The following is an 18,577-nucleotide window of genomic DNA, read 5'->3' as shown; positions in this document are numbered from 1 at the left end:
AAATCATTTTTATTATGACTTTAGGCCACTTGAATGCACCCAGAAAGGTGATGTGTACTATGTTTTGGCTTTTTAGCCGCTATGAGCGTGAATGATACTGCACCCAACAATAATTCTACTTGGAATCGGCAAGTATACCATCGCCTGAAACTTGCCTTAAGTCTTGGCTTACGACGACAAATTCTTTTGGCAGTTTGTGATGATTTATACTTAAGAAATCAGGTAGCAGCCCGTTTGCATTCTACATTGGCTTATCCTGTTGGACAGGTGCTATATCAATCATCAAATGCTCAAGAAAATAGCACTCCAGCTTATCCGCGATTAGTCACGTTGCGTTTGAATTTAAACGATCCTAATCCCATAATCCAGATTAATCAATGGTTGACTAATTACCCACCGCCAATTGTTGGGGCATCAAAAGATACTCCTGGAAGACCTTTTCCAGTACCAGCATTTCAGATTGTCGGTGTGGAACATCTTACTAAGCAACCAGTTGCAACACAGCGTTTATTTTTGCACTATCTCCGCTTAAGCGAACAATACTTCTCTACACAAGAATCTAGCCGATTCTTAGAATCCAATTTACTTTTGTGGATACCACGTCCCTGGTTATCGGCTATTAAGCAATCAGCACCACAGTTTTGGCGTTGTCGTACTGGCGTATTTGTGTTTGCTGGAGAACCCACACCAACAACTCAGAATTTGGCCTATCCAGAACGTTTTTCACGTTCAGGAAGCTTGGATTTAGATAATATTGAGCAGTCGATTCTAGATGAATCAGCTAACCAAGCAGAACTCAGAACCGCAGGCACTGAGTTCAAGTTTGAGAATAATTCTGATTTCCCAGTTGAGATACAAGGGAATCGCGTACACAAAACTGAGGAAGTTCCATCATCAACAGCAGATTTATTGAAGGTTACACCACAACAACAGGAATCTACGAATCGGTCTGGTAGTGGAAGTAATAATCAATCACTGTCATCTTTATCTTACATTAGCAGTGAGTTAAGGGAGCTAGTAACAGCAACAATAAATACAAGTATTGCTCAAAATACAGAGGATTCCTTACAACCACAGCAGATTTTATTGGAGATTGAAGAACTACACGAAAATCTTGTTTCAGAGGAGATACTGGCAGAGGCTTATCATCGCTTGGGTACTTTATACCGTCTTCGCATTGAGCAAGGAGAGGCAACTTTAGAAAACCTGATGGTGGCAATTATTGCCTATCAGGAGGCAATTAGCTATGACGAAAGCTCACCGCAACTCCCAGATATCTTGAATGATTTGGGTACACTCTACTGGATGCTATACCGCACACCACCCAATTCTGAGGAGGGACAAACTTATATAGAGCAGGCAATAGAATTTTATCAGTTGGCATTAAAGATAATTTCGCCCCAGACACATTTGGAAACTTACGCTCGCGTACAAAATAATTTGGGAACAGCCTATGGTGATTTAGCTCGTTTCTCTCATCCATCTGAAAATTGGCAGCAAGCAATTTTGGCTTACAGTGAAGCACTCAGCTACCGTACAGCTGAAATGGATTCATTAAAATATGCGGCCTGCCAAAATAATTTAGGTACTGCCTACTGGCATTTAGGGCAATATAATCAACCGATTGTGCATTTAAAGAAAGCGATCGCAGCTTACAATGAAGCACTTGCACACTACAACCCTGAAGAGGAACCACTGAAGTATGGCATGATTCAAAACAATATCGGTACTGCGTTTTGGAATCTGGCACAATACGAACAACCTGCTCAAAACCTCCAGCTAGCCATAGATGTTTATAGCGAAGCTCTCAAGTATCGCACTCCAGCTAATGTTCCCAGTGCCTGCGCCGCTACACAAAATAATCTGGGTACTGCTTACTGGCATCTAGCAAACCTATCTGAGACTACTAAAGAGGCACGGCAAAAATATCTGCAACTATGTATCAGCGCTTACGAAGAAGCTATAGCTTTGGCTCACTCACTTAGCGGTACTTCTTTAAGTTTTGATTTGCTTGCCTCTCACAATAACTTGGGACTAGCACATTATCAGCTAGTAATAGATAAGTCTTTTAATGGCGACAAAGCGACACGCTCTCAACACTTAGAAGTAGCATTAGATAACCATTTGCAAGCCTTAAACGGATTAAGTAAACAACCAGAGGCTTATCAAACAACCTTCGCTTATGTGGTGAAAACTATTCGTGCTTTTCATAATGAGTTAGGGATACAGGGACAAAATCTGGCTTTATCTAAAGTTCCAAGCCAGTTGTTACCAGAGATTTTGTCAAAATTGTGAATCCCATTCCTCCCCATAGCGCGGGAAATGTCAAAAAATTGTAACTTCATATCAGCTTGACAATTTATTGGGAAGTCAAGTAAGGTAGCGATGTTTACGACGGGCTACGCCTACGTAATTACTGAACTTCTTGCATAAATCAAAAAAAACCCTACTCCACCTTTGACTTACATCAAAGTCTCCACTCTTGCTGAGAGGTAGCGTGTTAGGGAAATTTTGCAATAGGTTTACTGTTTTACTAATTACAAACTAGTGAAATATATTTTCACAATTCATAATCTTAACTTAATAAATATAAAGTATTCATTAAATTATTTTGAAATACACATAAATATTTTATAAAAAATACAATAAGACGCTGGCGGATTTTCCGTAGATTTACTAAGGTAGACTGAATACCTACTTGCAAGAAGCTCCAGAATGCTAATTAAAACCTAGAATTATGAAACTTAGTTTTGTTTTCGCTACTGCTATATCTAGTTTTTTTGTGAGTTTGACTACGGGATTTAGTTTCTCTGGTCAAGCACAAGCTCTAACTTTTTCTGGCATATCTAATGCGATATGGGGAAATCCTACTCCAGGAAGCACCGATAAAAATCCCATATATACCGGTGTGGGAAGCAACACATTTACTTGGGGTCAAGCTAATTCGTCGCCAGGACTTCCAAATAAACTAACCTCTAATGGAACTTCATTTTCTGCGGACATTAACTCTGTATTCAAAATAGCTGATTTAACTTACTTCAATGGAAAGATAGTCCCCGATACAGGCATTGAATTTGTACCTTTAAATCTCAATGTATCCTTCAGCCCTCCTGTGGGAATCAGTCAAGTTTTTGATTTCAACTTGCGTTTAGTAAATACACCTAACGACTCAAAAGATCCTGAAAAGAGTGCAGACTTAGTATTTTTAGACACAAATTTGAGTAATCGCAGTTTCACCTTTGGAAGTAATAAATATACCCTTGAGTTAACCGGTTTTAATCCAGACAGTCGCCAGATAAGTATTAAGGCTCTTGAAGAAGCTACAACTACAACAGCTATTTATGCCAAAATCAAAACTATACCCGAACCTGCGCCAGTGTTGGGTATATCCTTGCTAGGAATATACCTGATATCTCGTAAAAATTCTTGGAAAAAAAATACAGGGAATAGAAAATAGATATATACTGAGTTTTATTCAAAAATTAAATAGGAGTGCTACATAACAATCCGATTTGATTTTTGAACTTATTTACGTGGACAGGCAAGAGGTAACTGGAAACAAAGCTCTTTAAGTTGTACGGAGTTTTTTCACGCAATCAAAAATTTGGGTGATAAAAAAATGTAGAGACACGATTTGTCGCGTCTCTACAAGGGTTTAGCGTTTTTTGATAGACGCGATGAATTGCGTCTTTATGCAGGGTTAGGTTGGGTTCGGTGTTGAAGTAGCTGTATAATTGCAGCTTTTTCTAAGATTCCAACTAGGACGCCATTCTTGCGAATCACGGGAAGCACAGATAGCTTTTGTTGTTCGAGTAACTGCATGACTTCCAGCAGAGGTTGATCTGATTGGACTGTGGTAGATTCGGTAATTGGTCGCATGACTTCTTTAACTTGAGTTTCTGACCAGAGTCCTGTAGGGATGGTTCTTAAATTATCAACTGCGATCGCACCTACTAATTGTCCATCATCATCAGTCACTAAAAACCGATGCCAGTTTTGCCCACTTATGACTCGCTCATCAGCAAACTCTCTCAGAGTCAGATTAGCAGATACAATCGGGCTGTCATGAGTTACAGCATCTTCGGCTGTCAAACCTGTGAGTTTTTCTTGGACTCTAGCAAATTGAGCCGAATTACCAGCATTTTGCAATAAGAAGAAGCCAATTAACAAGTTCCAGAAGTTACCGCCGTTGCCAAATAATAGTAGGGGAACTACACCAGAAAGAATTGCTACCCAACCAAAGATTTGTCCAACTCGACTCGCAAAGGTTACACCTTTATAAGGATTACCTGTAATTTTCCAAACAATTGCTTTCAGTATATTTCCGCCATCTAAGGGTAAGCCAGGAATCAGGTTAAATAGCGCTAATGCCAAGTTAACAGAAGCTAGAACACCAAGAATTGCAGCTAACGGCCCTGATGCAGCAGTAGTAACACCAATAGCTGTAACGATACCGCACAATAGTAAGCTTACCATTGGCCCGGCGATCGCTACCCAAAAAGCTTCACTTGGGGTTTTCGACTCTTTTTCTAAGCTAGCCAAACCGCCAAATATAAACAGCGTGATGGATTTGACATCAATTCCCTGACGAATCGCAACAAAACTGTGGCCTAATTCATGGGCGACGACAGAGGCAAATAACATTAGCGCTGTCATCAATCCTAGTAGCAAAGCTAATCCCGCAGACAATTGAGGAAATTGCGCCGCCAGTCCACTGCTATAGCTCCAAGTTACTAAACCTAGAACTAAAAACCATGACGGATGGATATAGAAGGGAATTCCGAAGAGATTACCAACGCGAATTGTGCCATTCATGTCGTTCACCTTTGATTTCAGCTTCGAGAGGTTTGCTTTCGTCCTTCTCGATGTCTCTAGTGTAACGAAAGGTTAAGAGATTTTAATCTTGATGGCGGTAGTGGTGTCCGTCTGTAAAGGTGCGGTTATTGGGGATATTAGGAACATCTCAATTCAGGAGGCAGGAGAAACCCACGCTTACAGCTATTTTCAAGTAAAGAGACCACGCGGTAGGGGCGCAAGACCTTGTACCCCTAATCGGTTAAAGGGAAAAGGATAAGGGTAAAAGGAGTAGAAAGCTCGGTATATAAGGTTTTTCCCCTTTAACCTTTTCCCTTTCCCCTTTTTCCTTTCCCCCTGCCTCCTTACTACCTCTCGATCGCTACATCAGGCAGGCGACTCCACTCATTCCAAGAGCCATCGTAATTCCGAACATTCGGATAGCCTAATAAATACTTCAAGACAAACCAGGTATATCCAGAACGCCCACCGATTGCACAGTAGGGAAACACTTCCTTATCAGCTGTAATGCCCTTACTGTGATAAAGATTTTTCAAATCGTTGAATGATTTAAAAGTCCCATCCTCATTAAGAGTTGAGATATGCTCCAGATGCACTGCACCGGGAATATGTCCAGTCGGTTGGTCTGCTTTTGGTGGCCGATCAAAAAACCACTCACCAGAGTATTCTTGCAGTGTTCGGACATCCAACAACACGCGATTGCTTCTACCTATCGATGCCTGAACTTCATTATGTAATACTCGCACATCAGCATCAATACCTCTGGCACGGTAATCAGTAGAAGCAAACGTAGATAATTGAGTTGCTAGTGGACGACCTTCTGATTTCCATTTTTGATAGCCGCCATTGAGAACTCGTACATTCTCATGTCCAAAGACTTTCAACAACCAGAAAATCCAGGCTCCCGTTCCCGGATAACTGCCATAAGCAATTACTGTGGTGTCATTGGTGATGCCTGAACGTGCCATCAGCTTTTCAAAAGCGATCGCATCCAGATTTATTTTCAAATCGGGCAAGAGTAAGTCTGTAAAGATGTTCCAGAAGACAGCACCAGGGATGTGAGCATTTTTGTACGGCTCTGGACTCATATCCACTTCAATAATACGGATGTTTGGATCGTTAAGATGATTTGCAAGCCATTGGGTATCAACGAGAACAGATGGATCGGCGTATTGAGACACTTGTATTTTTCCTGTAATAGCACGAAAAGAATTGAAAGTTGTGTTTCCTCAACGATTTAGTCTTGGTTGTGGTTGGGAAATACGATGTGCGATGTCCGATGCACTAGGGTTGTGGAAATAGAGAATAAAGAAAAGCCGATGAGTGGGTGGAATACTGCTAGAGGCAAATAATGCAAGTGAATTGTGAGAAATTGCAGTCCTAGCAGTACTGGCATACTTGCCGTAAGGTTTCGGACTCTTCGAGGAAAGGGAATTAAAAACACCCATATCAACAAAATTAGTGAGAGTCCGCCATATCCTCGCACGAGCCAAATATGCAAGTTCCACCAATCAGAATTGTAAAAGTAAGCCAATCCAACACTGAATATTTGGATTATTAAACAGAGATTGAAAACCACTGTGGCGATCAAAAAACTGATTTGAATCCAGCGCCCAGATATCTGTGTGTCATCAATGCCAGAATTTACAGTCATGGTAAAGTAATCCCAAAAACCAAACAAATTAGTCATTGGTCACTTGTACTGAGCGTAGTCAAAGTATTAGTCATTAGTCATTAATAAAGAGTTTTTTGGTACATACCTTGCAATAGAGTGGGCGAAAAAACTAAGGACTAAGGACTAATAACTAATGACTTTGCGAAGCGGTTTGGTGTGACTAAAGCTAAGATAAGTCTGGTTGCGATACTGCGCCTAGACCTCGAACGAGTACACTTTGCAAATCATGGTTGCCTTACAAGCTCTCTTTCATGGAATTGCTCAAGCTGAAGATGAACAGACTTTGCGATCGCACATATCCGCAGAAATGAGTGAATATTTTTCAGCTACACGATGTGGGCTGTTTTTCTTTGCCCAAATTTCTTTAGTTGACAGCAAGATTCAAAAAGCACTGCAAATTGCATTATCACCTCAACACAATCCAGTTGCCCGCTACTTACTAGAACGCCATGCCCCTGTTCATGAAGCTTTGGTAGTAGAACCTAAGACATGGAAGTTGATTTGTCCTCGTGCCGATCACTGGCACGTGATGGCAGGGCCAATTGTCAGCAATGGTGAATTAGTGGGTGTGGTAGGTTTGACACGTCAGCAAGGAATGCCTGCATTTGATTCACAAAATCTTACAGATTTGAGTGCGCTTTGTCTGCACATTTCTACTTGGGTGGCAATGGCGCGATTGCAACAACCACTATTACAAACAAACCGTTTAACGCCTCGTGAAATGCAAATTGCTTCCTTGGTGGCTCAAGGACAAACCAATGCAGAAATTAGTGCTGAACTTTGGATTACTGAAAACTCTGTCAAGCAAGCTTTAAAAAGGATGTTTCGCAAGCTTGAGGTTTCATCTCGTGCTCACATGGTTGCAAAGCTTTCCACAGCTTCAAAATAAATAACCTTTTATTAGCCTCATTAATCCTGGATTTCTCTGCTTATGTCACCAGAGAAAGGCAGGAGGCAGGAGGTTTTAGAAAAGAATTTTCTCTGGAGGCAAAATGGTCTGAGAGCAACTAAATTTATTTATGAAAAACAAAACAATATGTATTTTATTAAGTAGGCGCAAGAAATACAGCGTCCTTGTAAAATCTACGTTCGGCTGAGGCTCACGGTGGAAGCCTAAATTTATTTATGGGGATTCCTTCAGCATAGCCGCCTCCTTAACTTGCCCCCTGATAAGCATTTCTAGCAAAATTTAAGTGAAACGTTATCAGGGGTGTATTTTCTGGCTTAGGCATCCACTTATGCTGGAATTTTCTCCATCGGCTGAAAAGTTTTCTGTAACATCGGGGTAATTATATCAGCGGGCACAGGACAACTGAAATAGTAACCCTGACCTTCATCACATCCCTGCATTTTCAGGTATTCAAGCTGTTCTTGGGTTTCCACACCCTCTGCTGTGATGTTCAACCGCAGGCTTTTTGCCAGGGCAATAATCGCATTAGTGACAGCGGCACTATCAGGATTAGATGTGACATCCTGTACAAATGAGCGATCGATCTTGAGCATATTCACAGGAAAACGCTTCAAGTAGTTAAGGGAGGAATAACCAGTACCGAAGTCATCTAGAGCCAAGCATATACCCAGTTCTCGTAATTGTTTTAAGGTTTTAATCGATCGCTCCATATCAGCCATCAAGAAGCTTTCTGTCACTTCCAATTCCAGGTAAGATACTTGGAGTCCAGTTTCCTCAAGAATTTGACTGACGATCTCAACTAGATTCGGTAGTTCAAACTGTCGAGCTGACAGATTTACAGATATCCGAATTGGGTTAAATCCAGCAAGCTGCCAAGCGCGGTTTTGAGCACAAGCAGTTCGCAAGACCCATTCACCAATTGGTAGAATCAAACCATTGGCTTCAGCAATGGGAATAAACTTTACTGGAGAAACCAAACCTAATGTAGGATGCTGCCAGCGAACCAACGCTTCCATAGCTGTAATTTGTCCGCTGTGTAAATCAATCAGAGGTTGATAATAAACCAGCATTTCATTGCGCTCAAGCGCTCCACGTAATTCATTTTCTAAACTTATTCGCTCCTGCAACTGAGCATTAATTTCCGGCGAATAGAATTGGTATTTGCTACGCCCTTGCTCCTTCGCCTGGTACAGTGCGATATGAGCCTGTTGCAAAAGTTGATCTACGCTATTACGCTCATTTATTCCATTAATTGTAATGCCGATACTGGCGGTGATATGAATCAAGTTACCTTCTATAGAAAAGGGTTTGCTCAGGGTACTTAAAAGCATCTGAGATAGCTTAATCACACTTTCAAAAGAAACAATGTCTATGCGGGCAATGGCAAATTCATCTCCACTCAAATGGGCAACAATATCTGTTTGTGTCATGCAGAGTGATAACCTCTGAGCAATTGCTCTTAACAACAAATTTGTTGTTTCATGCTCCAAACCATGACTCATAGCAGTGAAATCATCAATACCCAGTAAAAAGACAGCTACAAAACGCTGGTTATTTTCAGGTTGAGATAAAGTCTGATGGAGGCGATCGCGAAATAAATCGCGATTGGGCAATCCAGTTAGATCGTCATAATTACTGATGTAATGAATTAATTCATCTAATTTGTAAAGAGTTTGTGAGGTATCCGCCATCAATGTGCCGGCTTCATCAGCAAAATCTGTGGGCAATTCAGGTAAAGTTTTGGTGTTTAGATAATTTTGCAATGTTGCAGATGTCAAAATAACCGGTTTGAGCAGGTGGTGTAGTGCATAAAGGGTGGCGGCTGTACCCGCTAAGGTAGCCAACAGAGCAATAAGCATAACTCGAATCGCCATCTCCAAAGAATAGGAGTTTGAGATAACGAAACTCAAGAGTAAGCTTAAAAGTGGTATGTGAGTACCCAAAAATGCCACCAACATGATTTTAGAGGTATAACTTTTTTTGAGTAATGGAAAACTATCTAGGAACGAGTATAGATTGAGCTTGTGATTGAGCTTCATAGATTCTGTTTGATAGTTGGTAAATTAGTTCCGAGCTATTCTGACAAAAAGTATTTTTAATTCACATTCCAGTAGAATTAGCTCTGATGGAATCTAACCCTGACAAGGTTATATATTATGTTTCCCAATATAGGCTTCTACTTAATATGCATGACGATAAAGTTTCTGTAAAACTTATTCCACAAGCAATTTCACAATCAGAGTTTTCTTGATTGTTACACTGTCAGTAGTTATATCAATTTAATATGAAGCTGTAAGAAAAAGGCTTTCTAATACGATTTATTTGAGAGGATGCGCTAAATTTTATTTAAATTAATTCTATTGAGCTAATTATGAATCTCGTTTTTCTCTCATTTTAGACGCGGGAAAATAATAAATATTTAAATTTTTTGGTGTTTGCGTTAGTACATTTTATTCGATTTATCAATGCAATTAGTGTTATAAATACAATCGAAAAATGCGAAACTAGAAAGACACTCAACGAAGATTTTAGTAAATCAGAGAAGCGGAATAAGGTTTCCTTTCAGTTAGCTCCATAAAAGATGCTTCCAGATAGGCCGTGCGCCAAAATATGTGCAAAGCTTGCTCTAAGGCTTCGTCAATATCGAAAGCGCGAGGAAGTCCTTGCGACTTAATTAGATTTTTCCACTTTCATACCTATAAGTATAAAACTTCCTTGACACCAAGACTTAATCAAGGGATACTTTTTGTATCGATTGGTAAATAAACATTGTTTGGTAACTAGTATGCCCAGTAAAGCACCTGATGCCAGCCATTTGATTGATGGTGGCTTTACAGCTTGAACGATATGTAATCAGACTCGCAATCACTAAACCTTATTCAAAAGAACATCGTTATGTCACAGAAGCTCTCAGAAAAAGTTGCGCTCATTACAGGTGGCACCAGCGGCATTGGTCTTGCTACAGCCAAGCGATTCGTTGCCGAAGGTGCATATGTTTTCATCACGGGTCGTCGTCAGCATGAACTTGATGCCGCCGTCAAAGAGATCGGTAAAAACGTCACTGGCGTTCAGAGCGATGTCTCTCTTCTTGCAGACCTCGATCGCCTTTACACCACGATTGAGCAAGAAAAAGGTCGCCTTGATATCATTTTCGCCAATGCTGGAGGTGGGGAATTTGCCCCGCTCGGATCGATTACTGAGGAACACTTTGACAAAACCTTTAACACCAACGTCAAAGGTCTGCTTTTCACTGTGCAGAAGGCATTGCCTTTGTTGCCAGAGGGAGCTTCAATTATCCTCAATGCTTCGATTACTTCTATCACAGGCACTCCAGCGTTCAGCGTTTACAGCGCTACCAAAGCCGCTGTGCGCTCGTTTGCACGCAACTGGACACTCGACCTCAAAGAGCGGAAGATTCGTGTCAATGCCATCAGCCCTGGTGTCGTGCCTACTCCTGCCTACAATCTTCTGGGACTGACGGAGGAGCAGGTGCAGGAATTTGTCGCAAGTCAGGCTGACAATATCCCCCTTGGACGGGTGGGTACGCCAGACGAGATTGCTAAAGCTGTTGTCTTCCTTGCATCCGATGACAGCAGCTTTGTCAACGGCATCGAACTCTTCGTTGATGGGGGCATGGCGCAGATTTGAAGCGTCCCTAAAGCGGTCAGCAACGAAAAAGACAGGCTGTTTCTAGTTTGCTGAATGCTCAACTCAAATAACTGTGTGCCATCAATTCTGCAACAAATTATTCCAGCCTATTGCCAGAAAAGAGCCGATTTGTAACTTGCTCTAACACCTTTAATGCTATTAATGAACCTCGAATCAACCGAGTAGCGGCAAAAGGTTGTCGAAGCATTGCGATCGCTAACGGAAAAGGGTTTAGAGAGCCATCAGAGTTAATTGCTGGTGTGAGATCGGGGATATTATGCTGACAATCGTCGCTGACTATTCGCAGCATTGCCACAGACACCTCAGCCGCATTAAAAAATTCTAAAGCGGTAAATCCTTCCATATCAACAACATCAGCCGCCAAAGTCTTACCCAAATGGCGTTTTTCGGCAGCAGACCAAATCACGCGATCGCTTGTCAGTGAGTTGACTAAATTTAGTGCTGAGTGCTGAGTGCTGAGTGCTGAGTGCAATTGTGCTGTAAAAGTGCGATCGCATTCTTGCTGCTTCTCCTGATAAATACAATCTTGATACAGCACAATATCGCCAACTGTATAGCGATCGCTCAAGCTGCCGCATATACCCATAACTAGCACTCTGGATTTTGGAGTCAGAAATTGTGCTTGTTGCAGGTATTTGAGTAAAGGCTTCATCCCAACAGGTATGGCTACTATTGTTGGGATGGAGATAGTAATGCCGCTTAATCCGCGACACACAGCTTTATATTCTGCTCCTTGAGGTACCAAAATTGTGTTGATGGGCAAAAAATTAGGCACTAGTCTTGATAGTTTGAAGTTTTAACGGTCGATTCATGTTTAGAGTAGCGGGCGTGGCGCGATTCTGCTTTACCTTGGAGAGCGATGTTTACGACGGTCACTGAGCGCAGCCGAAGTGCGGGCTACGCCTGCGCAGTTGGTATAGGATCGCTCACCTTCGCTGCATAACCACTAACTACTGCTTGCAGTAAAGATTGGGTCATATCTGAGTGACAAGAAGTAATATTGCCGTTTAGTAGTAACCAAAATTCGCAAACCGAAGATGATTGCTGTAGCATGACTAAATAATTGTGTCATCCACACGATAATTTTCCAAGATGGTAAAGCTTCATAACTCCAAATCCGCACGAGAACTCTTCAATATTTCCAAATTGGCGATTCAATTTTCGTGGCTGACGGTGAGTTTTTGGATTGCCGTAACGGTAGCTGGCATTCTGGCTTTCAGTTCCCTTAAGTATGCCTTGTTTCCAGATATTACCTTTCCAGTGGTGGTTGTAAATGCTACAGCCCCCCTAACAACTGCCCTGGATACAGAAGCGAAGCTCACTAAACCCGTAGAAGAACGCCTCCGCTCCCTAGAAGGACTGGAGAATATTCGCTCATCAACTTATCCTAGTCAAGCAGCTGTTGCCCTTTCTTTTGCCGTTGGGACGAATTTAGAAACATCGACCAAAAAGGTTGAAACTGCCCTCAAGCAGGTGACTCTACCTCAAGGAGCGACTTCTAAAATTATTCCCCTGAATCTAAACGAGTCAGCCGCCATTAGTTATGCCATAGAGAGTCCAACACGGAATCTCAAAGATTTGACGAAGTTGGCGCAAGATGAGATTGTCAGTGCGATCGCTAAATTACCAGGAGTATTAAAAGTCTCACTACTAGGCGCTGCGAGTGCAACTCCTCCGGTAAATCCAGCGAATGCAAGTGCAACGGTTCCCCAAGGTGGGGCGACATTAGTCAGGTTTAACGGTCAAGATGCACTCGCATTTCAGGTAATTAAACGCGGTAGTGCTAATACCTTGGAAGTTGTGAGTCAGGTTGAGAAAGAAGTTCAAAGGCTGCGCTCTACTCTTAAGAATGTTAACCTCACCTTAGCTGCCACCCAAGCAGAATACATCCGCCAAGCTACCCAGTCAACAATCGATGCTTTGCTGGAAGCAGTCTTATTGTCTATCGTAGTAATTTTTCCTTTTTTATGGAATTGGCGGGCAACTCTGATCTCTGCCTTGGCAATTCCTACATCTTTGTTGGCGACGTTTATCGTCATGGCGATTTTCGGCTTCAACCTGGAAACAATCACCCTGCTGGCTTTAGCTTTGGTGATTGGTAGCATTGTTGATGATGCGATCGTAGATGTGGAAAACATCATGCGACACGTTGAAGATGGGGAAACTCCTCGCCAAGCAGCGCTTTTAGCGACAAATGAGATCGGGTTGACAGTTACCGCCGCCACTTTAACAGCAGTAGCAGTTTTTCTACCCATAGGTTTGATGGGTGGCGTCATCGGTCAGTTCTTCAAGCCTTTCGGCATCACTGTTTCAGCCGCGATGCTTGCTTCTATGCTAGTTGCTCGGACTTTATCTCCAGTTCTGGCTATATACTGGCTCAAACCTAAATCCTCACTCTCCCCGCGTCGAGAAGCAAAAATCTGGGTGGCGTTTACCCAATTTTACAGAAACTTGCTGAGTTGGTCTTTGAATCATCGGAAAATAGTTATCGGGTTAGCTGCACTCAGTTTCATCGCAGGTATAGCACTGATTCCACTAATTCCCAAAGGATTTATTCCCAAACTCGATCGCGGCGAATTTAATATTGCTTATACGGCTCCTTTGCCGAGTATTCCTAGTGGAGGAGAGGGGCAGGGGGGCAGGGGGGCAGAGGGGCAGGGGAGCAGAGGAGCAGGGGAGCAGGGGATAAATCCTAGTCTCCAGTCTCAAATTCCCAATCCCTTGAACGATTCTCTAGAGGTTGCGAAAAAACTAGAAAATGTAGTCAGAAAATCACCGGCAGTTGAAACGGTATTTACGACTGTTGGTTCTCGTGAGGGTGAACCAAATAAAGGGATACTATATGTAAAGTTAAAGGGCGATCGCACAATCACAACTGCGGAATTACAAGACCAGTTGCGCTCCTCATTACCTGTTCTTTCTGGGGTGACTACTAGTGTTGAAGATATTCAATTTGTCGATTCTGGCGGTCAAAAACCCCTGCAAATAGCATTACAAGGTGATAATCTCCAAGCTTTGAGCAAAGCAGTCAAAGCAATTAAAGAAAGGATTCAGAGGCTACCGGGATTTGTTGATGTCACAGTTACAGGCGAAACGAATCCGCAGGGCACAGTTTTTCAGATCGAGCGTTTAAATAATCAGCGCGTAGCCTACATCAGTGCTAATCTTGGCAAGGATCTGTCTTTGGGTGATGCCACTGACAAAGTGGTAGCTGAAGCAAACGCAGTGTTACCCTCTAATGTTTCTTTAAATTTAGGGGGAGACTCTGCTCATCAAAATGAAGTGTTTAGCAGTTTCGGCACTACTCTGGCTCTATCTGCCTTGTGCATTGTCATAGTACTAATTTTGTTATTCAAAACCTGGGTAGATCCTCTAGTTATTGGTGTATCTTTACCTTTAGCACTAGTGGGGGCGATGTTAGCGCTACTAATTACCAAGAGCGACTTTGGCATGATCTCACTGATCGGTTTCGTCTTTTTGCTGGGGCTGGCAAACAAAAATGCCATTTTGCTTGTGGATTACATCAACCAGTTACGTAACGCTGGCTTAGACCGTACCGAGGCGATCCTCAAGACTGGACTAGTGCGCCTCAGACCAATTATGATGACCACGGCCTCTACTATTTTAGGGATGCTGCCGATCGCATTAGGTTTGGGTGCTGGTTCCGAATTGCGATCGCCGATGGCTGTAGCGATCGCAGGTGGATTAGTAACTTCAACTATTCTCAGTTTGATTGTTGTGCCAGTAGTCTACACCATTTTGGATGATTGGTTTCCCCGGTTTAAGAAGAGGGGGAGCAGCACTTCGGCTTCGCTCAGTGACCGGGGAGCAGGGGAGCAGGGGGGAAGTTGATGCAGGTTTTTGTCACGGGGGGTACGGGTTTTATTGGCGCTCATTTGGTACGGTTGTTGCTGCAACAAGGATATGCCGTCAAAGCACTGGTACGCCATAGCAGCAATTTGGAGAATCTACGCGGTTTAGAGGTGGAAATTGTCAAAGGCGATTTGAACGATCCAAATCTCTGGCAACAGATGGCAGGTTGTCAATACCTATTTCATGTAGCAGCTCATTATTCCCTCTGGCAGACAGACCGAGAATTACTCCACCGTTACAATGTCCTGGGTACGCGCAATGTGTTGGCAGCAGCTCGCAAGGCTAACATTGAACGCACTGTCTACACAAGTTCAGTAGCAGCGATTGGGGTAGGAGCGTCAGGGGAAGTTGTGGATGAAACACATCAGAGTCCTTTAGAAAAGTTGGTGGGTGACTACAAAAAGTCTAAGTTTCTGGCTGAACAAGAAGCTATGCAAGCCGTTGCTACAGGTCAGGAGGTAGTTATTGTCAATCCCAGCAGTCCCATTGGCTCGTTGGATATCAAACCTACCCCGACAGGTGATATAATCTTGCGGTTTTTGCGACGGCAAATGCCCTTTTACTTGGATACTGGTCTAAATTTTATCGATGTGCGGGATGTGGCATGGGGGCATTTACTGGCTTTGCAGCGAGGTAAATCTGGCGATCGCTATATCTTAGGCCATCAAAACCTCAGTCTCAAGCAACTACTCGAACAACTCGCCGATATCACTGGTCTGAGCGCACCTCAACAAACTGTACCCGCTTGGTTGCCCCTAAGTGTTGCCTGGGTTGATGAAAAGATTCTCGCACCATTGGGTAAATCGCCCTCAGTACCATTGGATGGCGTTCGGATGGCGAAACAACCTATGTATTACAATGCTTCAAAGGCTGTACGAGAATTGGATCTACCCCAATCTTCGCTGAACGCCGCACTCAAAGATGCTGTGGATTGGTTTGTTGCTCAGGGATATGTCAAATGAAAAATATAGCTATTTACGTGTGGATGCAATAGACAGTAGGGGCGCAAGACCTTGCACCCCTACAAAGGTTTTATGTTTTCCAGTGGTGTATTTATCTTTAAAAGAGGAGCGATCGCAACAATGGCAGTTAATCTACAACAAGCTATGGATATTGGGAAGTATCTTGTTACACAGCGTTTGAAAGGACGCAAACGCTTCCCCTTAGTGTTGATGTTGGAACCTCTTTTTCGGTGTAATCTCGCTTGTACTGGTTGTGGTAAAATCCAACATCCAAAGGAAATATTAAAGCAAAATCTCACCCCAGAACAGTGTTTTGCTGCTGTGGAAGAGTGTGGCGCACCAGTTGTCTCAATTCCTGGGGGAGAACCTCTGCTACACCCTCAAATTGATGAGATTGTCCAGGGATTAATTGAACGCAAGAAATATATTTACTTGTGTACCAATGGTTTGTTATTAGAAAAGAGCCTGGATAAGTTTCAACCTTCCCCTTACCTCACTTTCAGCGTGCATTTAGATGGAATGCGAGAATTACACGATCGCTGCGTAGATCGTAAAGGTGTTTTTGATATTGCTGTCAAAGCCATTCGCGCCGCTAAAGCTAAAGGCTTTCGTGTTACAACTAACACCACTATCTTTGAAGGTACTGAACCTAAAGATATGCAAGAGTTCTTTAACTTTCTGGAAACACTAAATACTGACGGGATGATGATTTCTCCCGGCTACAGTTACGAATGGGCACCCGATCAAGATCATTTTCTCCACCGCGAACAAACCCGCGCCCTCTTCCGAGAAATTCTGGCTCCTTACAAAAGTGGTGAAAAAAACTGGAACTTCAATCACAATCCGTTGTTCCTAGATTTTCTCACTGGTGATAAGGACTACGAATGCACGCCTTGGGGTAGCCCTAGTTATAGCGTTCTCGGTTGGCAAAAACCTTGCTATCTGCTGAACGAAGGTTATTACTCTACCTTCAAGGAATTACTCGCCCAAACTGACTGGAGTCAATACGGACAGAAGAGTGGTAATCCTAAATGTGCCGATTGTATGGTTCACTGCGGCTACGAACCTACCGCCGCAATGGATGCAATGCAGCCGCAAAATATGGCGCGTGCCCTTGGTAGTGTGTTTGGCAGGAATTAGGAAGTAATCAAGAGTGCTGAGTGCTGAGTAATTCTTAATTTACTCAGTAATCAGCAATCAGAATTCAGGGTTGAGTAGGCTGAATACTACATATTTAACCTGAGTTCGGGTTAAGCCAGAAGCTAAAAAGCTTATTCTGTCAGGATTGAATAAAACTGGAATTGATCAAAGCAGGGATAAAAGTGGAATCATTTTGTCAATAAGGTTCACAAATGAAACTAATCTCAGCAATATGTCTTATTGACAATAGATGAAAACAGAGCTTTAGACCGAACAACGATAATTCAAGGCTTTTGAGGATTTATTATCCCGAACTCAGGTTATTTATTAAAGGGTGCTATACTTGCGCACCCTTTAAGCATTCTGATTGCACTTGAATGTGTATAACAAAATACGATAGTTAAAAGAGAATGCTTATTTAGAGATATTGCGATCGCTCCCTCAGCTAAATAAGCCGAAATGCATTAGGGAAAATACCCACGCCATTTGTATCTGTTCGTGACCTGCAAATGTATTATAAGATTCGCGGCACTGGTCAACGCCTGCTCAGTATCAGTGGTACTGGAGTAGATTTGCAGCGATCGCCGACTATTTTTGACTCGCCACTAGGCCCGCACTTTGAATTGAAATCTTAGCCTAGCGATCGGCGCTCGGCTCGTAAACTAAACAGAGACAAAAATATGAATTTATGTAAACAATTTTCACAAACATAATAATAATTTGTAATAAAATATGATACGACAGCATTGTATAAAGAGAACTTGGAAGTAAAAAACAACATCTTAATCAGGTTTTCCAGTCGTTCATAGAAGTTTGAAGTTTTTTAACAAAAGTTTTAATCTGAAACCCTGGAGATCGTAAACTTATTTCTTGGATGTCTGTTTTAAACCTTTCGTAATTCGTCAGGCAGTGCTGACATCAAAAATCAACTGAACCATTCAGTTTTGAGTCCAATTATTCTTAACCAAGCAAATTAGGAGATTTAACGCAATGGTTTTAGATGCATTTGCAAAAGTAGTTTCCCAAGCTGATACACGCGGCGAATATCTCTCTGATGCACAATTGGATGCATTGAGCGAACTAGTCAAAGATGGTAACAAGCGTGCAGATGCTGTTAACCGTATTACCAGCAATGCGTCAGCTCTTGTTGCTGCTGCGGCTCGTGATTTGTGGGCAGAACAACCCCAATTGATCACTCCCGGTGGTAATGCTTACACCAGCCGTCGTGCAGCTGCTTGTATCAGAGACTTGGACATCATTCTTCGCTATATCACCTACGCTATCTTTGCTGGCGATTCTAGCGTGCTAGACGATCGTGCCCTCAATGGATTGCGGGAAACCTACTTGGCATTGGGAACTCCAGGAGCTTCAGTTGCTGTTGGTATTCAGAAGCTAAAACAAGCTTCTTTGGCAATTGTCAACGATACAAACAATATCACCAGAGGCGATTGCAGTGCTTTGTCATCTGAAATAGCTAGCTATTTCGATCGTGCTGCTGCTGCTGTGGCTTAAGCAAAGCAAAGCTTTGCTGAT

General features: G+C 42.5%; 15 protein-coding genes. 9 read left to right on the top strand and 6 right to left on the bottom strand.

The genetic code is table 11. From position 1 onward, the window contains the following. Window positions 1-81 precede the first annotated feature (81 nt). A complete protein-coding gene (locus V7K45_RS07355) occupies window positions 82-2,295 on the top strand; it encodes a tetratricopeptide repeat protein (protein WP_335001871.1) in 2,214 nt (737 codons plus the stop codon). A 442-nt stretch (window positions 2,296-2,737) separates the two neighbouring features. After that, window positions 2,738-3,457, top strand: coding sequence for a choice-of-anchor K domain-containing protein (locus V7K45_RS07350; protein ID WP_335001869.1), 720 nt, complete (start codon window positions 2,738-2,740; stop codon window positions 3,455-3,457). Window positions 3,458-3,690: 233 nt separating this feature from the next. Here V7K45_RS07350 and V7K45_RS07345 read toward each other — a convergent pair whose 3' ends face one another. The 3 genes from V7K45_RS07345 to V7K45_RS07335 form a co-directional block, all read right to left on the bottom strand. Beyond that, on the bottom strand, window positions 3,691-4,815 hold the full coding sequence (locus tag V7K45_RS07345) for a site-2 protease family protein (RefSeq protein ID WP_335001867.1): 1,125 nt from the start codon (window positions 4,813-4,815) through the stop codon (window positions 3,691-3,693). Between the two features lie 347 nt (window positions 4,816-5,162). Beyond that, the gene (locus V7K45_RS07340) at window positions 5,163-5,996 is read right to left on the bottom strand and encodes a sulfurtransferase (RefSeq protein ID WP_335001865.1); all 834 of its coding nucleotides are present in this window, start codon (window positions 5,994-5,996) and stop codon (window positions 5,163-5,165) included. A gap of 56 nt (window positions 5,997-6,052) precedes the next feature. Beyond that, window positions 6,053-6,505 carry a DUF6220 domain-containing protein gene (locus tag V7K45_RS07335; protein ID WP_335001863.1) on the bottom strand — a complete coding sequence of 151 codons (453 nt, stop codon included), beginning with the start codon at window positions 6,503-6,505 and terminating at the stop codon, window positions 6,053-6,055. 211 nt (window positions 6,506-6,716) lie between these two features. Here V7K45_RS07335 and V7K45_RS07330 point away from each other — a divergent pair, with 211 nt between their 5' ends. Then, on the top strand, window positions 6,717-7,379 hold the full coding sequence (locus V7K45_RS07330; RefSeq protein WP_335001861.1) for a LuxR C-terminal-related transcriptional regulator: 663 nt from the start codon (window positions 6,717-6,719) through the stop codon (window positions 7,377-7,379). A gap of 347 nt (window positions 7,380-7,726) precedes the next feature. Here the strand turns inward: V7K45_RS07330 and V7K45_RS07325 are convergent, their stop codons facing one another. Next, entirely contained in the window at window positions 7,727-9,439 is a 1,713-nt protein-coding gene (locus tag V7K45_RS07325; RefSeq protein WP_335001859.1) for a putative bifunctional diguanylate cyclase/phosphodiesterase, read from the bottom strand. A gap of 856 nt (window positions 9,440-10,295) precedes the next feature. On the opposite strand from V7K45_RS07325, the gene V7K45_RS07320 reads away from it, so the two are divergent. Further along, complete coding sequence (locus V7K45_RS07320; protein WP_335001857.1) at window positions 10,296-11,048, top strand: SDR family oxidoreductase; 753 nt, start codon at window positions 10,296-10,298, stop codon at window positions 11,046-11,048. A gap of 97 nt (window positions 11,049-11,145) precedes the next feature. Here V7K45_RS07320 and V7K45_RS07315 read toward each other — a convergent pair whose 3' ends face one another. Beyond that, entirely contained in the window at window positions 11,146-11,844 is a 699-nt protein-coding gene (locus tag V7K45_RS07315; RefSeq protein WP_335001853.1) for a 5'-methylthioadenosine/S-adenosylhomocysteine nucleosidase family protein, read from the bottom strand. Window positions 11,845-11,966: 122 nt separating this feature from the next. Then, window positions 11,967-12,122 carry a hypothetical protein gene (locus V7K45_RS07310; RefSeq protein ID WP_335001851.1) on the bottom strand — a complete coding sequence of 52 codons (156 nt, stop codon included), beginning with the start codon at window positions 12,120-12,122 and terminating at the stop codon, window positions 11,967-11,969. Window positions 12,123-12,161: 39 nt separating this feature from the next. Between V7K45_RS07310 and V7K45_RS07305 the strand changes: the two genes are divergently transcribed. The 5 genes from V7K45_RS07305 (at window position 12,162) to V7K45_RS07285 (ending at window position 18,556) form a co-directional block, all read left to right on the top strand. Then, the gene (locus tag V7K45_RS07305; protein WP_335001849.1) at window positions 12,162-14,921 is read left to right on the top strand and encodes an efflux RND transporter permease subunit; all 2,760 of its coding nucleotides are present in this window, start codon (window positions 12,162-12,164) and stop codon (window positions 14,919-14,921) included. Further along, window positions 14,921-15,904, top strand: coding sequence for a hopanoid-associated sugar epimerase (gene hpnA, locus V7K45_RS07300; RefSeq protein ID WP_335001847.1), 984 nt, complete (start codon window positions 14,921-14,923; stop codon window positions 15,902-15,904). The genes V7K45_RS07305 and hpnA overlap by 1 nt, the downstream gene beginning before the upstream one ends. A 120-nt stretch (window positions 15,905-16,024) precedes the next feature. After that, the gene (hpnH, locus tag V7K45_RS07295) at window positions 16,025-17,044 is read left to right on the top strand and encodes an adenosyl-hopene transferase HpnH (protein WP_335001978.1); all 1,020 of its coding nucleotides are present in this window, start codon (window positions 16,025-16,027) and stop codon (window positions 17,042-17,044) included. A gap of 509 nt (window positions 17,045-17,553) precedes the next feature. Further along, a complete protein-coding gene (locus tag V7K45_RS07290) occupies window positions 17,554-17,679 on the top strand; it encodes a hypothetical protein (RefSeq protein ID WP_335001845.1) in 126 nt (41 codons plus the stop codon). 355 nt (window positions 17,680-18,034) lie between these two features. Further along, window positions 18,035-18,556 carry a phycocyanin subunit beta gene (locus V7K45_RS07285; protein ID WP_099099077.1) on the top strand — a complete coding sequence of 174 codons (522 nt, stop codon included), beginning with the start codon at window positions 18,035-18,037 and terminating at the stop codon, window positions 18,554-18,556. Window positions 18,557-18,577: the final 21 nt, after the last annotated feature.

Source organism: Nostoc sp., from assembly GCF_036917375.1.
In the GTDB taxonomy this organism is placed as follows: domain Bacteria; phylum Cyanobacteriota; class Cyanobacteriia; order Cyanobacteriales; family Nostocaceae; genus Nostoc.
The sequence above is the reverse complement of the archived record's forward strand: the minus strand, read 5'-3'. Positions and strand labels throughout refer to the sequence as shown.

Coding starts and splice junctions, on each gene's coding strand:
- hpnH (WP_335001978.1), top strand. CDS start 16,025: ATGGCAGTTAATCTACAACAAGCTATGGATATTGGGAAGTATCTTGTT.
- V7K45_RS07325 (WP_335001859.1), bottom strand. CDS start 9,439: ATGAAGCTCAATCACAAGCTCAATCTATACTCGTTCCTAGATAGTTTT.
- V7K45_RS07330 (WP_335001861.1), top strand. CDS start 6,717: ATGGTTGCCTTACAAGCTCTCTTTCATGGAATTGCTCAAGCTGAAGAT.
- V7K45_RS07310 (WP_335001851.1), bottom strand. CDS start 12,122: ATGCTACAGCAATCATCTTCGGTTTGCGAATTTTGGTTACTACTAAAC.
- V7K45_RS07320 (WP_335001857.1), top strand. CDS start 10,296: ATGTCACAGAAGCTCTCAGAAAAAGTTGCGCTCATTACAGGTGGCACC.
- V7K45_RS07345 (WP_335001867.1), bottom strand. CDS start 4,815: ATGAATGGCACAATTCGCGTTGGTAATCTCTTCGGAATTCCCTTCTAT.
- V7K45_RS07335 (WP_335001863.1), bottom strand. CDS start 6,505: ATGACTAATTTGTTTGGTTTTTGGGATTACTTTACCATGACTGTAAAT.
- hpnA (WP_335001847.1), top strand. CDS start 14,921: ATGCAGGTTTTTGTCACGGGGGGTACGGGTTTTATTGGCGCTCATTTG.
- V7K45_RS07350 (WP_335001869.1), top strand. CDS start 2,738: ATGAAACTTAGTTTTGTTTTCGCTACTGCTATATCTAGTTTTTTTGTG.
- V7K45_RS07290 (WP_335001845.1), top strand. CDS start 17,554: ATGTATTATAAGATTCGCGGCACTGGTCAACGCCTGCTCAGTATCAGT.
- V7K45_RS07305 (WP_335001849.1), top strand. CDS start 12,162: ATGGTAAAGCTTCATAACTCCAAATCCGCACGAGAACTCTTCAATATT.
- V7K45_RS07355 (WP_335001871.1), top strand. CDS start 82: ATGAGCGTGAATGATACTGCACCCAACAATAATTCTACTTGGAATCGG.
- V7K45_RS07285 (WP_099099077.1), top strand. CDS start 18,035: ATGGTTTTAGATGCATTTGCAAAAGTAGTTTCCCAAGCTGATACACGC.